We start from the raw sequence: 14484 nt of genomic DNA on the forward strand, positions 1-14484 counted from the left end.
ACCGGAGCCCGACCGGGCCGTCCGATTGGGTGGGCGCGGCTGTGTGAGGAGCCAGCGGTGATCACCCCTACTACCAACGGAGTTCTGGACTACATCAACGCCGAGGAAGTCGAATACGTCGACATCCGCTTCTGCGATGTCCCCGGCGTCCAGCAGCACTTCTCGATTCCCGCCAAGATGTTCGGCGAAGACCTGGTCGAGAACGGCATCGCGTTCGACGGTTCGTCGGTGCGCGGCTTCCAGGCCATCCACGAATCCGACATGCTGCTACTGCCGGATCTGACCACGGCCCAGCTGGATTCGTTCCGGCTCGCCAAAACCCTCAATATCAACTGTTTCGTCGCCGACCCGCACACCCGCGTCGCCTACAGCCGCGACCCCCGCAATGTGGCCCGCAAGGCCGAGGAATACCTGCGCTCCACCAGCATTGCCGACACCGCCTACTTCGGCCTCGAGGCCGAGTTCTACATCTTCGACAGCGTCCGCTACGACACCGCCATGAACGGCGCCTTCTACGAGGTCGACTCCTCCTCCGCCGACTGGAACACCGGCGCCAAGACCAATGCCGACGGCACCCCCAACCGCGGCTACAAGGTCCGCCCCAAAGGCGGCTACTTCCCCGTCGCCCCCTACGACCACGATGTCGACCTCCGCGACCACATGTGCACCAACCTCCAGCACGCCGGTTTCGAACTGGAGAAAGGCCATCACGAAGTAGGCACCGCGGGCCAAGCCGAAATCAACTACCGCTTCAACACCCTCCTGGCCGCCGCCGACGACCTCCAGCTCTACAAATACATCATCAAGAACACCGCCTGGGCCTACGGAAAAACCGTCACCTTCATGCCCAAACCCCTCTTCGGCGACAATGGCTCCGGCATGCACGTCCACCAATCCCTGTGGAAAGACGGCTCCCCCCTCTTCTACGACGAAGCAGGCTACGCGGGCCTGTCCGACCTGGCCCGCCACTACATAGGCGGCCTCCTCCACCACGCCCCCTCCCTCCTGGCCTTCACCAACCCGACGGTGAACTCCTACAAACGCCTCGTCCCCGGCTACGAGGCCCCCGTGAACCTCGTCTACTCCCAACGCAACCGCTCCGCCGCAGTCCGAATCCCGGTAACCGGCACCAGCGCCAGCGCCAAACGCCTCGAATTCCGCTGCCCCGACTCCTCCGGCAACCCCTACCTCTCCTTCGCCGCCATGATGATGGCAGGCCTGGACGGCATCACCAACAAAATCGAACCCGCCCTCCCCATAGACAAAGACCTCTACGAACTGACCCCCGAAGAATCCGCCGAAGTAATCCAAACCCCGGGCAGCCTCGACGCAGTAATCGACCGCCTCGAATCCGACCACGAATACCTCACAGCAGGCGGCGTCTTCACCGAAGACCTCATCGAAATCTGGATCCGCCTCAAACGAGACACCGAAATAGCCGAAATCAACGTCCGCCCCCACCCCTACGAATTCGACCTCTACTTCGACGTCTGATCACCTCACTCCACCGATCCGTGCGGCACGATCCACTTCTGCCGCAAGGCCGGAAAGGCGTCCGCGATGAGTTCGAAGTGTTTGTCGTAGTGCAGCACGGTGGCGTCGTGATGACGAGCGTCTTCGCAGGTCAGAACCCCTGGAGAGGGTGAGCTCCGGAAGATCGGATAAGGTGCGCTCGCTGAACGAGGGAGACCATGAAGAACTGGCGTGAACTGGACCATTCCACGCGGAAGGCGTTGCTGCGTGGCGAGCCCGCCGCCGACCCCGAGATCGATCGGATCGCGCGGGAGTATGCGGAACGGGGGCTGAAGAGCAATTCCTGGCGGCGGTGGTTGGGCATCGTGGTGGTCTCCGTCGCGGTCGGTGCGTTGATCGGCTATGTCGGCATCAGAGTCGAGGGATCCTTACCGGTGCTGCTGCCGGCGTTCGTCCTGCTGATATTGGGCCGGACGGTGGCCCGTGCGCGGCATCGGCTCGCGCTGATCCGCATGCTGAACGTCAGTGACGGCGAGCCGCAGCACGCGGTCCTGCCGGGTGCGGCCGAGAGCCTGGAGATCCGGATTACCACCGTGGGTGTGCTGCGGTTGACCGCGCCACTGCTGTCTTTGCCTGCGGTGGTGCTCGGTATGGGCTGGGCGTTCGGACAGCCCGTCCTGATCGGGGCGGGCGCGCTGCTGAGCGCGCCGATCGTCGCATACGCCTGCTACCTGCTGAGCTGGTCGGTGCCGGGACACCCGCAGATACTCGACAATGACGGAATCCACACGCCGAGGATGGGATTGCGGGTCGGGTGGGACGCCGTGCGCGAGATCCGGGTCGTGCCATTGCGTGCGACAGCGAGCGACTCGCGCAAGGTGATCGCGTTCATTCTCTTCGACGATGAGGTCTACTTGCGGCAACTGCCGAAATGGCAGGCGGTTCTCGCCAAGATGAACAAGCGGACCTATCTTTCGTCCCTGGTCCTCATGGACAGCCTGGTCGACAAGCCGATCGACGAGATCGCCGCAGCGGCCGCCGCGCTATCGGGATTGCCCGCGGCCGCGGTGGCTTGAGCGGGCGAATCACGGTAGATCGTCCAGGTGGGCGCGGCGTACCCGCTGGAGGAAATCCTCCAGCGGGGCCTCGTCGGCCTTCTCGGGGAGAGCCGTTGTGGCGATGTCGAATTTGTGCTCGTACTCGTCGATGAGGGCTTTGGCGGCGGCTTCACCGGCTTCCGTGGTCATTTGGCGGCCGAACTCGAAATACGGTTCCGGGTCGGGAAGCTGGACGGGGAGTGTGCCCGTCGTGTAGAGCTCGTAGCCCTGCCAGAGCAGGCGTTTGGTGTGGCGGGCGTGTTTGGCGAGGCGGGGGTCGGTCAGGCCTTGGGTGTCGCGGCGGGTGAGCATGCGGCGGAATTGGGCCATGGCGTAGCCGAAGTAGGCGTGGCGGACTCGTTGGGCGGAGAGGAAATTGGAGCGGAGGCTCACCAGTTCGGCGCCGAAATCGGTGGTGACGGTGTAGGTGTCGAGCCAGAGGATTTCGGTGACGGTGGGGTTGCAGGCCAGGATAAGGCCCATGGCTTTGCCTACCTCGTGGTAGGTGGCGTCGGCGCCGTCTCGGCCGTGGCGGGTGCCGCGGTCTCGGGTGGGTGGGTTGAGGCCGAGGAAGGTTCGGGTGGGCTCTACGTAGATGCCGAGGTAGTCGGTGTCGCTTTCGGGGGTGTTCAGGCTGTAGGCGTGGGAGCCGACTACGCCCTCGAGGATCACGTCGGTGGAGTCGGTCATCGGATATCCCTTCTGCGCCTTGCGAATGCACCGAGTATCGGGGGAGTGGGCGGGAAGGGATACCGAATATTTCAGAGAATGGCGACCGGGGCGACGGGGGATCCGGTCGCGCCGAGGAAGGGCTCGGGCATGGCGGAGAGGAGGAATTCGTAGCGGGATTCCTCGGCGCAGGCGGCGGAGAGGGCCTCCAGGTTCCAGTTCTGGCCTTGGAGCATGCCCATTTCGACCAGGTGCAGGGCGTGGACTGCCAGCCAGACGTCGATTTCGGGTGGGAAGATCTCGAAGGTGAGGGTGTCGGTGGCGACGGCGGCCACGTCGCGGGCGTGGAACCATTCGGGGGTGTGGACCGACAGGCCGGGGGCGGGCATGGCGTAGGCGGTGCGGTCGCCGGAGAGGTAGAGCTGCATCTGGCCGGTGCGGATCATGACGATGTCACCGGGGCGGACGCGGGTGGCCGCGAGTTCTTCGGCAGCCTCCAGATCGGCGGGCAGGATGGCGTGGTCGACGGGGAGGCGGTCGACGCCGCGGGCGCGGGCGATATCGAGGAGGACGCCACGCGATACGAGGTGGGGGATTGTCGAGATGCCGCTGAAGGTCGCGCCGTGATGGGCGGTGATGCTGTCGGCGGGACGGCCGTTGTAGATGACGCCGGAGTGCGATACGTGCGGCAGTCCATCCCAGTGCGTGGCGGCCTGCAAACCCATGGTCACCACATCATCGCTGGTGGCGACGGTGTCCGGTCCGAACATCTCCCAGTTGATCGCGACCATGCTGTGCAGAGGATTCACCCGCCCCGGAATCGCACCCGTCTGCACGCCGTTCTGGGTCAGCGGCAGGGCCAGCGGAATCCGCCGCCCGGTGCGCACGGTGCCCGCGGCCGCCCGCACCACCTCATCGGTGATCAGGTTGAGTGTTCCCAGCTCATCGTCGGAACCCCAACGCCCCCAGTTGTTCACACTCTTGGCGATTTCCAGGAATTCCGCGGGAAAACTCATGGCTTCTCTTTACCTGACGCGTAATCGACTCGCAGCACGACAGCGAAGATGCTTGATGCATGACGGATTACACGAACATCGCGCAGCGCTACATCGACAGCTGGAACGAGCAGGACGCCGACAAGCGCAAGGCTCTGATCGACGAGTTGTACACCGCGGATGTGTCATTCACCGATCCGCTGGTGGAGATTCGCGGCACCGAGGCCGTGGACGCCATGGTCGCCGGTGCGCAGCAGCAGTTCGCGGGCCTGGAATTCGGACTCGGACCGGTGGACGGCCACCACGACACCGCGCGCTTCACTTGGTATCTCGGCGCCCCCGAACCACTGGTGATCGGATTCGACGTGATCACCCTCACCGGCGGCCGGATCGCCCAGGTGCTCGGCTTCCTCGACAAGGTGCCCGCCTGACCGAGCCGCAACGGTGGCGCCGACGCGATCCGCGTCGGCGCCACTTCGCGTTCCCGCTCGGCGAATTCGCGCACCACACCCGGCGCTGGCGCATTCGCGCAATCCGCCACGCGGAGGCTGGTGGCGGATGCGCTCTCGCGCGTGTGATGGAATTCTGTTGCGGGGAGAGCTTATTGAGTAACGAGAGGATGAGTGGACGACGGTGGCTCGGTTCGGGGGGTCGAACGGTCATGCCGCGCCGCGCCAAACTATGACGTTGCCCTCACTACCCGCGCGTGAAACCCGGTGCGCCATACGATCCGGGCCTGAAATCTGCGGGAAGGCGAAGTAGCCATGGATCGAAACGCGTTCGTCGAAGTGATGAACGACGCGAGCGGCATGCTGGAAGCGGGGCTCGCCGGCGAGGCGCTGGCCCGGCTCACGGCCTTCGACAATGCGCTGCTCACCCCGCCGGATCCCAAAGACTACGGCTGGATCATCTCCTACCGCTTCCGATCCGCCTTCGCGGCAGGCGATTACGAACAGGCCCTGCACCTGGCCGAACACGGACCCGCCCGCTATCCGGCCGATATCCCGCCCGGCACCCTCGCCACCATGTACTCCATGGCCGTCGAGGCCGCCACCCAGCTCGGCCGCGCCGAGACCGCCGTCATCATGGCCGACCGCTGCATCGACCTGCGCCGCAGCCACGGCGAACCCGGCGAGGTGCTGATGGCCGCCATGACCGCCTGCACCCTGCTCGGCGATATCGACCGGCACGATCTGGCGAGCCGCTACGCGGAAATGCTGGTGGCCGAGGGAGCGGGATTCGACGAGTACCGCTCCTACGGTTACTACGCCGTCTGCGCGGCCATCGAACACGGCGTCGGTGGGCACCTGATCGACACCCTGCGCGCGGGCCGCGACTGGCTCGTCGGCCAGGAGAACGAATTCGCCCGCGAGGCACTCGATTACCTGCAGAAACTGCCCGCGGACCCGTTCGCGGCTCCCGGTGAGATCCCGGGCGCACATCCGCTCGCCGGGCCGGGTCTGGTTCCGGGGTCCGGTCCGGGTCCGCTGCCAGGATCGGGCCCACTACCGGGCTCAGGTCCGCTGCAAGGCCCAGGCCCGCTACCCGGGTCGGGCCCGCTCTCGGGCCCAGGTCCCGGTCCATTGCCGGGCTCGGGTTCCGGCCCGTTGCCCGGCTCGGGTCCACTACCCGGCTCAGGCCCGCTCCCGGGTCGCGATCCGCTGTCGGCCCCGCAGCCGTTCGGCGGACCGACTCCGCGTCCGGCGCCGGACCCGCTGCTCGCACCCGGCCCAGGGCGGGAACCACTATCGGGCTTGGGCCCCCTCACCGATCTCGGTCCGGGGGGAGCGGGCGCCGCTGCGACCCAGTATCTGCCGATTCCCGGCGCGGTCCCGAAAACCGCCTCCGAGAGCAAACAACCGCCGCCCGAACAGGCCGCCGGTGGTGAAGCCGCCGACGCCCTCCTGGAGGCCCAGCGCCCCGCCCTCGCCGCCTCCGCCTACCGCGCCCTCATTGCCGCGGCCATGGAAACCGGCAAGCCCGACCCGCTGATCATGGGCAAATCCGTTCTCGGCCTGCTCATGTCGCTCATCTTCGACAATCGCGTCGGTGAGGCGCACGCCGTCTGGGTGGACGAGCAGGCCCCGACCTACCTCGGCGTCTGGTCCCTGGGGAACGGTCAGACCTCCGTGCACGACGGCATCGCCTACAACCTGGTGGCCGCCTTCCTGCACTCGCTGTCCACCGACGACCGCAATGCCAGCAATCACGCCGTCGACACCCTCATGGGCCGCAGCGTCGACTGGGCCTTCACCAACAATCCCCAGGTCGTCCCCGCCATGCTCAATACCTGGCGCCGCCACCTGCACGAAATCCACGAGGGCGATCCGGCTCCCGAGTACCGCTGGCAGCTCGGCCAGGCCGAGGAGCGCTGGGGCTCACCCCTGCCCGAATCCGGTCTCTACTGGATGCGCCCGTACCGCTGGGTCGTCGACTGGGTCTGATCGCTAGGCTTCGGGTTATGGCAACGGAGATCTGGCATAATCCGAAGTGCTCCAAGAGTCGCAATGCCAAGGCGGTTCTCGACGAATCCGGCACGGACTATGTCGAGCGCCGCTACCTCGACAATCCGCCGAGCGCCGCCGAAATCCGCGATGTCCTGGCCAAACTCGGCCTGGAACCGTGGGATATCACCCGCACGGCCGAGGCCGAGGCCAAGGAACTGGGCGTATCGACCTGGGGTAGGACCCTCGCCGACCGCGACCGTTGGATCGACGCCCTCGCCACCCACCCGCGACTGATCCAGCGCCCCATTGTCATTACCGCCGACGGTCGCGCCCTGGTGGCCCGCGATGACGAGTCCCTCGACGCCCTGCGCTGATCCGAGAACCGCGCGGGTACGAAGTCCGGAGCGCCGCAGCGCATTCGCTCAGGCGATGCGGAAGACCGGGAATCCCGGTGCGATCTCGGTCAGTTCGGCGTCGGTCGCATTCTTGGTGACGCCCTCGAAGAACTTGCCCACCTCCCAGCCCCAGCGCTCCAGGTAGGCGCGCAGCACCGGAATCTTGTCGGCGTCGGAAACCTCGGCGGCGGTGAAGGATTCAGACTTACGGCCCAGCCGCAGTTCACCGGATCCGGCGACGCGCAGATTGCGGACCCACTGGGTGTGGCCGCGCGGGGCCACCAGGTAGCGCGCCCCGTCGTCGGTGGTGAGGACATTGACCATGGTGGTGCGCCATTCGCCGCTCTTGCGGCCGCGCACCGCCAGCAGGCGGGAACCGGCCACGCTGGTGCCGAGCTTGGGCAGCAGATTGGCAATGCGGTTCACGATCGGGTCCAGGCCCTAGAGGCCGATGTAGCGGTTGGCGGCGGAGTTGGCGTTCATGGTGGCGTCCTTTGCGAGCCTTTCGAGAGCGGTGCTCTCTGATGTGATCAGTGTGCATGATTCAACCGCTCGCTGTCAAGAGCGCTGCTCTCAAAAAGTTTCACCGCTCCGAAACGTGGCATACTGTCTCCATGAACGCCCCCCGCACCGCCCGCGAACGGGCTCGCGCCGAGATCACCCGCGAGATCACCGATGCGGCCCGCCGCCAGCTCGCCGAATCGGGCGCCCCCGCCCTCTCGCTGCGCGCCATCGCCCGCGAACTGGGCATGGTCTCCTCCGCGCTGTACCGCTATTTTCCCAGCCGGGACGATCTGCTCACCACGCTGATCATCGAGGCGTACAACGCGATCGGCGACGAGGTCGTCCTGGCCGTGGGCACGGCCGACACCCCGCGCGGGCAATGGCGCGCCGCCGCGGCGGCCGTGCGGCACTGGGCCATCGCCCACCCCCACGAATACGCGCTGCTCTACGGTTCGCCGGTGCCCGGCTACCAGGCCCCGCAAACGACCATCGAACCGGCGTCCAAGGTTCCGCTCGGCCTGCTCGGCATCGTCCACCGCGCCTGGGAAAGCGGGGCCCTCACTCCGGCCGGAGAGTCCCTCCACCCCGATCTCGCCGCCCAATCCGCCGATATCGCACGGCAATTCGCCCCCGGCCTACCGGATGCTACGGTGGCGCGCATGGTCGTCGCCTGGACGCAGTTGTTCGGCGCGGTGAGTTTCGAGATATTCGGTCAGCTCAACGGCACCATGGACCCGGCGGGCCCGTTCTTCGACTTCGCCGTCGACGCCACGGCCGACCTCATGGGCCTGCCCGCCTAGCCCACCGCGCATTGGGTCACGCCGCGCGGCTTCACAATTCGAACGGCGGCCGCCCGGTGCCGGTGATCCGCAGGTTCCCCCACGGATCGTGTTCCTGGAGCTGCCCGGGGGCGGGTGCGCCGCCGGGCAGGGTGAGGAAGACCTGTCCGCGACCCGGGCCGGGCAGGTCGACGCCGTCGGCGGCGGCCAGGCGGCCGTACCAGTGGAACTTGCCGTCGATGGGGTCGAGGTGGCCGTTCAAGGTCGCGGTCACCGGGACTTCCGCGCCGGGGGCGTCCAGCGTCGCCGGACCTGAATACTCGTGTGCCGGTTCGGGTTCCGGGAAATCGAACCATTCGTCGTAGGAGCGGCGGCGACGCCCGCGCTGCCACCTCACAGCAGGCCCCGGCGCTGCCAGATGCGCTTGCCGATCGGGCTCATGAGGCCCTGTTTGTCCAGGAAGGCGCCGAGATTCGCGGCGCCGAGGCCCAGGGCGCGCTTGGCGTGCGGATTGTCGCGGGCCATTCGGTGGGCGGCGCGGCCGTCGGCGATTCCGGCGCGGGCGTACATGTGCCAATTGGTGAGCAGATGCACGAAGAGGGGAGCGGCGACCGCGACACACAGCCGGGTGTAGGCGATTTCGGCCCTCGACATGGTCGGCACCCGGCGCGCCAGCGCATCTCGCGCGAAACCGATGTGGCGCGCCTCCTCGGTGACGTGCACCCGCATGGCGCGCGCCACGAGCGGTTGTAGCTCCGGATCGTCGTGGGTGCGCCGTTGCAGCGCGTCGAAGATCTCCTCGCCGACCAGTGCGCCGACCCACACCATGGCGCCGCGCAGGAACAGTTGCAAGGCGCTGATCGTCAGGCGCTCATAGCGATTCGGCCAGTACGGTTTGGCCTCGATGCGATCGACGAGCTTGCCGAACATCATCATGTGACGGCATTCGTCGCCCATTTCGGTGAGCGTGTATTGCGAGTATCCCGAGCGCGGATCGCTGGTCATGAGCTCGCGCAGCAACAGCCGGTTGAGCAGGTTCTCGAACCAGATGCCCACCGACAGCACATCCGCCAGCTCCTGCCGGGACAGCTCCCGCCGCTGCTCGTGCGTCATGGCCTCCCACAGCGGGGTGCCGTACAGCGAGACCACCTCCGGTGGCAGGAACAGTTTGTCCGGATCCAGCGGTGCGTTCAATCCAGATCGACCACCGGGTCGTAGGACTTCTTCGCCGATCCGATCAGCAAACGCTGCGCGAAGGCTTCCGAGGCGGCCTGGCGGCCCATGACAACACCCTTGTCGGTCATGGCGATTCCTGACTCGTATTACTGATACAAGCTGTTACACTCAGGTTAGTGGTACACACTGTATCGGTCAATGGGCAGGTGGGTATCGTGAAACGGGTGACCGGATCCAGCACACGCAAACCGACCGCGGTCGCCGACGGCCGCAGCACCCGCTGGAACGGCCACAAGGCCCGCCGCCGCGCCGATATGCTCGACGCCGCCCTCGCCGTCATCGAGGAGAACGGCGCCGAGATCTCGGTGCAGCAGATCGCCGACCGCCTGCGCGTCCCGCGCCCGGTGGTCTACCGCCACTTCGACGGCCGCGCCGATCTGGACCAGGCCATCCGCCGCCACATCCTGGATTCCCTACTGGCCGAACTGCTTCCGGCCCTGCGCCCCGACGGCACCGTCCGCGATGCGGTGCGCGGTGCGGTCGGCACCTATGTCGGCTGGGTGGAACGCCATCCCAATCTGCACCGCTTCCTCTCCGCCGGTGAACCCCGGGGCGAGTCCGCCGCGGTGCTGGCCGGGGCGCGCGACCGCATCGGCGGTCAGCTCGCCGATCTGTTCGCCGACACCCTCGCCCGCTTCGGCCTCGACCGGAATCGCGCCCGCCCCATGGCCTTCGGCATGGTCGGCTTCGTCGACGGCGTGGTGAACAGCTGGCGCGCCGAATCCGCGCTCACCAGTGAGCAAGTCGAAGGCATCCTTACCGAATCCGTGCTGGCCCTGCTGGAAGGCAAGGCCCGCAGCCTGGACGTGCCCCTGGATCGCGACGCCGTCGTCTCCGAGCTGCTCTCGCGCACCGAGGCGCTCCGCTCATAATTTTGCCGCCACGGAAATATTGCCCCGGCGGCAAGGTTCTGTATTCTGGACGGCATGGGTGATATCGGTCTGCGCGAGCGCAAGAAGCGCGAAACCCGCCTCGCGCTGAGCCTGGCGACCATCCGGCTCAGCGTCGAGCGCGGCTGGGACACTGTGACCGTCGAGGACATCGCGACGGCGGCCAATGTGTCCGTGCGAACCTTCCGCAACTATTTCTCCAGCAAGGCCGAGGCCGTCGCGTCGCGGCACCTCGAGCGCATGGAGCAGATGGCGGAGGAACTCCTGGCGCGCCCGGCCGCCGAACCGCTGTGGGATGCGGTGATCGCCGCCGTCCTGGATCGGTTCGCGCTCGGCCAGCAGAGCGACGATCGCCCCGAGGGGCGCGAGTGGGCCGACGGCATCCGGCTCATGCTCGGCCAACCGGCCGTGCAATCCGCTGTACTCGAGGCGAATGCCGCGGCCGAACGCACCCTCGCCGCGGCCGTGGCCACCCGCACCGGCACCGATGCCGGGCGGGATCTCTACCCGAATCTCGCGGCCGCCGCCATTGGAGCGGCCTGCTCGGCCGCCATCGACCACAGCCTGCGCGCGAACCCGCCGCAGCCGGTGCTGCCGCTGCTGCGCGCAGCACTCGAACAACTGGCCGCGGGCCTGCCGGTGCCGCCGCCGGAAAGCACTGTCCGTCAGGAGAAATCATGACCTTCGATGTGATCATTGCCGGAGCGGGCCCGGTGGGCCTGATGCTGGCCGGGGAACTGCGCCTCGCCGGGGTGGGCGCCCTGGTTCTGGAGCGACTGCCCGAACCCAGCGGGGAGGCCAAGGCCAACGGCCTCGTCGGCCAGGTGGTGCCGATGATGGACCGTCGCAGCCTCTACGAACGCCTGGGCGGTCCGCCCGGTGCGCCGCAACCCAACTCCGCCTACTTCATGTTCGCTTCGCTCCCATTGGATTTGAGCCTGCTGGACCATAGCCCCATCTACGCCTTGGCGGCGCCCCAGTCCCGTCAAGTGGAAGTGCTGCGTGATCGTGCCCTGGAATTGGGCGCCGAGATTCGCTGGAGCACCGAACTGCTCGGCTTCGAACAGGACGAAAACGGTGTGACCGTGGAGGTTTCGGATGCCGACGGCGTGCACCGGCTGCGCGCCGCCTACCTGGTGAGCGCCGGGGGCGCGCACAGCGTGATCCGCAAGATGTCCGGAATCGATTTCCCGGGAATGCATTACGACCGCACCCTCACCCGGATAGCGAACGCGAACCTGCCGTCGGAATGGATCGATCCCGCGACCGGAACCCTGCACGTCCCGGGTTACGGTGACATCCGCCCGTTCCTGCCCTTCCGAACCGAGCGCGGCGGTTTCGCCTACGCCCCGTTCCCCGGTCGGCCACCGCTGCTCAGCACCGTGGAATGGGATGAGGCCGAACCGGCGGATCCGATGGGTCTCGACGAGATGGCGGCGAGCATCGCCCGGGTGCTCGGCGTGCCGCTCCCCCTGGAACCGCCGACCGGCGATGGTCCATATGCGTTGTGGCGCATGGTCGGTGGTCACACCCGGGTCGCCGAACGCTTCCGCGACCGCCGGATCTTCCTCGCGGGCGATGCCGCCCACATCTTCGCCACCGGCGGCGGCCCCGGACTGAATCTGGGCTTGCAGGACGCCCTCAACCTCGGCTGGAAACTCGCCGCCGCGATCAAGGGCGAGGCTCCCGCCGGACTACTGGACAGCTACGACGCCGAACGCGGCCGCGCGGCCCGCCGCACCCTGCTCTCGGCGCAGGCCCAAGCGGCCTTGCAGGCCCCCGGCTCGGATGTCACCGCCCTGCGCGAGGTCTTCTCCGAACTGCTCGCCGACCATGCGGCGGTGCAACGCATCGCCGACCTGCTCGCGGGCTCCGACATCCGCTACGACATGGGCGATCCCGATCCGAACCCGCTCGTCGGTCGTATCGCACCCGATGTCGAGCTCCACATCGCGGACCGGACCGTTCGTCTCGCGGAATTGGCCAGAACCGCACGACCTTTGCTCATCGATCTGACCGAGGACGGCGAACTGTCGGACGCGTTGCCGCAGCAGCCGGGCCGAGTGGAGACGGTGCGTGCCCGCGTCGACCGCGCGACCCCGGCTCCGACCGCGCTGCTGCTGCGCCCCGACACCTATGTGGCCTGGGCGACGAGCATGCCCCACCCGGACGCCGCCGAACTCGAGGCGCTCCGGGCCGCGCTCACCCGCTGGTTCGGTGCGTCCGATAACGCGCGAGTCGACGAGATATTCAGCGGCGGAGTGTAATTCGCTTGCCGCGTGCCCGCCGCAGCGGGTAGGTTCGGAAGTGAAGGGATTTGCTCGGGGGAGGAAACCATGAAGTCTCGGCTGCTCGCCGGTCTGCCCGCAATCGCCGGAATATCCTGTGCTGCAACGATTGCGTTCGCGCCCACGGCCGCGGCGTCGTTCTATGTCGCGCCCGGCGTCTGGTGTGAAGGCACCACCTGCACCAATGACAACGACGAGGCCTATCTGATCTCCGCGCAGATCAGCTGCAACACCATGAACACCCAGACCGGCGTCTGGTCGACCGGTTATGTCACCGGCAGTGAGTGGGCCGAACCCCATACCAGCGTGAACCTGGCACTGTCGTGCGCACCCGGCGACCTGGAAGGGAGCTGGACCATCACCGGCGCGGCGCCGCGCTCCCAGGTCCCCACCGGATCCGTGGGCTGACAAAGCCCGCGCGCTGATCGGCCCGAAGCCGGAGTCCGGGCCGATCAGCGATCGAATCTCAGCCGCGCTCGGCGATGGCGCGATAACTCGCGTTCCACATCCACTCCACCGGCCCGCGCTCGAAGCGGCGCAGCCAGAAGTGGGCGAACACCATCATGAGCGCCGAGATCAGCACATAGATCCCGACGGTGAAGGGCACACGCGCCTGCGGGGACACCATGTCGGTGAGCCCGAGCCCCCAGCCGTAGCAGATGGCTCCCGCCACCAGGTTCTGCAGGATGTAGCAGCTCAACGCCATCCGCCCGACCTCGGAGAAACGCCGCGCCACCAGCCCCGGGGCCGAGCGGCGGGTGTAGAACTCCGCGACCAGCGCCAGAATGCCCAGGGCGACGAACGGTGCGGTGCCGTAACGGGTGAACAGGATCAGGTCACCGCCGCCCGCGACACCGGCGATCATATCGATCGGCGCGGCAATACCGAGCCCGATGATCATGAGCCACTTGCGGATTCGCGCACCCTCGGCCTCGAACACCCCCGCCCGGAACAGCCGTGCGCCGAGCAGGAACAGGGCAATGGACATGGGGAAGATGAACACCGCCTCCAGGCGGAACATCCCCGCGTGCTCCACGCGGAACACCACCAGATCCCAGAACGAGCCGTCCGCATAGGGATTCGGGTCCAGCGGCTCGGGCTGCGGTCGCTCGGAGGGCGCGCGATTGTCGAAGGCCATGCCGAGGGCGAGCAGGGTGAGCATGGCGGTGTGGATGCTCGCCGCCACGATCAGCCAGCGGCGCTGCGCCTTCGGACTGGTGGCCAGCACGAACGCCACCACCAGACCGGTGAGGGCGTAACCCATCAGCACATCGAATTCGGTGACGAGCAGGAAGTTCAGCAAGCCGTCGAGGAAGAGCAGCCCGGCCCGCCACGGATACTTGCCCGGCCACGGCCGCCCGCCGCGCACCGCCGAGCGCTGCTGAATCGCCAGCCCGATGCCGAACATAATGGTGAGCAGGCCCAGGAACTTGCCCTGCGCCAACTGCTGGAGCACGCGTTCGGCCCACAACCACGCACCGGTCGGTTCGTTCTCCTGCGAGATGTACCCGAGCAACCCCTCGACGTTGGTGAAGATCCAGATATTGGTGCCCAGCGTGCCCAGAATCGCGATGCCGCGCAGCACGTCCAGTGCGGGCAGCCGCCCCGAACGTGGCGCGGCGGGAACGGGATTCGGGTCGGCGGTGACTGTGGGGGCCTGGCGTGCGTGTCGCGGCGACGAGACCGGTTCGACCATGCGTGCAATTGTGCC

General features: G+C 67.3%; 15 protein-coding genes and 1 pseudogene. 10 read left to right on the forward strand and 6 right to left on the reverse strand.

The window, feature by feature from the left end:
• Positions 1–57 precede the first annotated feature (57 nt).
• Both glnA and NC4_RS11460 read left to right on the forward strand, forming a co-directional pair.
• Positions 58–1494 (forward strand): type I glutamate--ammonia ligase, encoded by a 1437-nt coding sequence (gene glnA / locus NC4_RS11455; protein ID WP_067536310.1) that lies wholly within the window; start codon positions 58–60, stop codon positions 1492–1494.
• A 197-nt stretch (positions 1495–1691) separates the two neighbouring features.
• Entirely contained in the window at positions 1692–2549 is an 858-nt protein-coding gene (locus NC4_RS11460; RefSeq protein WP_067536313.1) for a hypothetical protein, read from the forward strand.
• Between the two features lie 9 nt (positions 2550–2558).
• Here the strand turns inward: NC4_RS11460 and NC4_RS11465 are convergent, their stop codons facing one another.
• Both NC4_RS11465 and NC4_RS11470 read right to left on the reverse strand, forming a co-directional pair.
• Complete coding sequence (locus tag NC4_RS11465) at positions 2559–3260, reverse strand: nucleotidyltransferase domain-containing protein (protein ID WP_067536316.1); 702 nt, start codon at positions 3258–3260, stop codon at positions 2559–2561.
• Between the two features lie 71 nt (positions 3261–3331).
• Positions 3332–4255: a cyclase family protein gene (locus NC4_RS11470; protein ID WP_067536319.1), complete on the reverse strand. Its 924-nt coding sequence runs from the start codon at positions 4253–4255 to the stop codon at positions 3332–3334.
• Between the two features lie 59 nt (positions 4256–4314).
• Here NC4_RS11470 and NC4_RS11475 point away from each other — a divergent pair, with 59 nt between their 5' ends.
• The 3 genes from NC4_RS11475 to NC4_RS11485 all read left to right on the forward strand — a co-directional run bounded on the left by NC4_RS11475 (position 4315) and on the right by NC4_RS11485 (position 7055).
• Positions 4315–4665, forward strand: coding sequence for a nuclear transport factor 2 family protein (locus NC4_RS11475; protein WP_067536322.1), 351 nt, complete (start codon positions 4315–4317; stop codon positions 4663–4665).
• Between the two features lie 333 nt (positions 4666–4998).
• On the forward strand, positions 4999–6678 hold the full coding sequence (locus tag NC4_RS11480; protein ID WP_067536325.1) for a hypothetical protein: 1680 nt from the start codon (positions 4999–5001) through the stop codon (positions 6676–6678).
• A 17-nt stretch (positions 6679–6695) separates the two neighbouring features.
• Positions 6696–7055, forward strand: coding sequence for an arsenate reductase family protein (locus tag NC4_RS11485; protein WP_067536327.1), 360 nt, complete (start codon positions 6696–6698; stop codon positions 7053–7055).
• 48 nt (positions 7056–7103) lie between these two features.
• Here NC4_RS11485 and NC4_RS11490 read toward each other — a convergent pair whose 3' ends face one another.
• Positions 7104–7502 carry a nitroreductase family deazaflavin-dependent oxidoreductase gene (locus NC4_RS11490; RefSeq protein ID WP_245721634.1) on the reverse strand — a complete coding sequence of 133 codons (399 nt, stop codon included), beginning with the start codon at positions 7500–7502 and terminating at the stop codon, positions 7104–7106.
• A 188-nt stretch (positions 7503–7690) separates the two neighbouring features.
• On the opposite strand from NC4_RS11490, the gene NC4_RS11495 reads away from it, so the two are divergent.
• Positions 7691–8380, forward strand: a complete 690-nt coding sequence (locus NC4_RS11495; protein WP_067536333.1) for a TetR/AcrR family transcriptional regulator — start codon at positions 7691–7693, stop codon at positions 8378–8380.
• A gap of 31 nt (positions 8381–8411) precedes the next feature.
• Here the strand turns inward: NC4_RS11495 and NC4_RS11500 are convergent, their stop codons facing one another.
• Positions 8412–8756: a DUF4873 domain-containing protein gene (locus NC4_RS11500; RefSeq protein WP_084528910.1), complete on the reverse strand. Its 345-nt coding sequence runs from the start codon at positions 8754–8756 to the stop codon at positions 8412–8414.
• Positions 8753–9642 (reverse strand): annotated as a pseudogene (locus tag NC4_RS11505) (AurF N-oxygenase family protein). The gene NC4_RS11500 and the pseudogene NC4_RS11505 overlap by 4 nt, the downstream one beginning before the upstream one ends.
• A 117-nt stretch (positions 9643–9759) precedes the next feature.
• Here NC4_RS11505 and NC4_RS11510 point away from each other — a divergent pair.
• The 4 genes from NC4_RS11510 to NC4_RS11525 all read left to right on the forward strand — a co-directional run bounded on the left by NC4_RS11510 (position 9760) and on the right by NC4_RS11525 (position 13181).
• Positions 9760–10467, forward strand: a complete 708-nt coding sequence (locus NC4_RS11510) for a TetR/AcrR family transcriptional regulator (RefSeq protein WP_067536755.1) — start codon at positions 9760–9762, stop codon at positions 10465–10467.
• Between the two features lie 54 nt (positions 10468–10521).
• Positions 10522–11166, forward strand: a complete 645-nt coding sequence (locus NC4_RS11515; RefSeq protein ID WP_067536336.1) for a TetR/AcrR family transcriptional regulator — start codon at positions 10522–10524, stop codon at positions 11164–11166.
• Positions 11163–12752: an FAD-dependent monooxygenase gene (locus NC4_RS11520; RefSeq protein WP_067536339.1), complete on the forward strand. Its 1590-nt coding sequence runs from the start codon at positions 11163–11165 to the stop codon at positions 12750–12752. Before NC4_RS11515 ends, NC4_RS11520 begins: the two co-directional genes overlap by 4 nt.
• Before the next feature lie 69 nt (positions 12753–12821).
• Positions 12822–13181, forward strand: a complete 360-nt coding sequence (locus NC4_RS11525) for a hypothetical protein (protein ID WP_067536341.1) — start codon at positions 12822–12824, stop codon at positions 13179–13181.
• A gap of 58 nt (positions 13182–13239) precedes the next feature.
• Here the strand turns inward: NC4_RS11525 and NC4_RS11530 are convergent, their stop codons facing one another.
• Entirely contained in the window at positions 13240–14469 is a 1230-nt protein-coding gene (locus tag NC4_RS11530; RefSeq protein ID WP_084528947.1) for a DUF418 domain-containing protein, read from the reverse strand.
• Positions 14470–14484 lie beyond the last annotated feature (15 nt).

This window comes from Nocardia crassostreae (assembly GCF_001613405.1).
GTDB lineage: Bacteria > Actinomycetota > Actinomycetes > Mycobacteriales > Mycobacteriaceae > Nocardia > Nocardia crassostreae.

Bases quoted from the DNA above. Each gene is read 5' to 3' on its own strand.
- NC4_RS11530 (WP_084528947.1), bottom strand. From the start codon at position 14,469: ATGGTCGAACCGGTCTCGTCGCCGCGACACGCACGCCAGGCCCCCACA.
- NC4_RS11515 (WP_067536336.1), top strand. From the start codon at position 10,522: ATGGGTGATATCGGTCTGCGCGAGCGCAAGAAGCGCGAAACCCGCCTC.
- NC4_RS11480 (WP_067536325.1), top strand. From the start codon at position 4,999: ATGGATCGAAACGCGTTCGTCGAAGTGATGAACGACGCGAGCGGCATG.
- NC4_RS11475 (WP_067536322.1), top strand. From the start codon at position 4,315: ATGACGGATTACACGAACATCGCGCAGCGCTACATCGACAGCTGGAAC.
- NC4_RS11470 (WP_067536319.1), bottom strand. From the start codon at position 4,255: ATGAGTTTTCCCGCGGAATTCCTGGAAATCGCCAAGAGTGTGAACAAC.
- NC4_RS11465 (WP_067536316.1), bottom strand. From the start codon at position 3,260: ATGACCGACTCCACCGACGTGATCCTCGAGGGCGTAGTCGGCTCCCAC.
- NC4_RS11485 (WP_067536327.1), top strand. From the start codon at position 6,696: ATGGCAACGGAGATCTGGCATAATCCGAAGTGCTCCAAGAGTCGCAAT.
- NC4_RS11520 (WP_067536339.1), top strand. From the start codon at position 11,163: ATGACCTTCGATGTGATCATTGCCGGAGCGGGCCCGGTGGGCCTGATG.
- NC4_RS11495 (WP_067536333.1), top strand. From the start codon at position 7,691: ATGAACGCCCCCCGCACCGCCCGCGAACGGGCTCGCGCCGAGATCACC.
- NC4_RS11525 (WP_067536341.1), top strand. From the start codon at position 12,822: ATGAAGTCTCGGCTGCTCGCCGGTCTGCCCGCAATCGCCGGAATATCC.
- NC4_RS11460 (WP_067536313.1), top strand. From the start codon at position 1,692: ATGAAGAACTGGCGTGAACTGGACCATTCCACGCGGAAGGCGTTGCTG.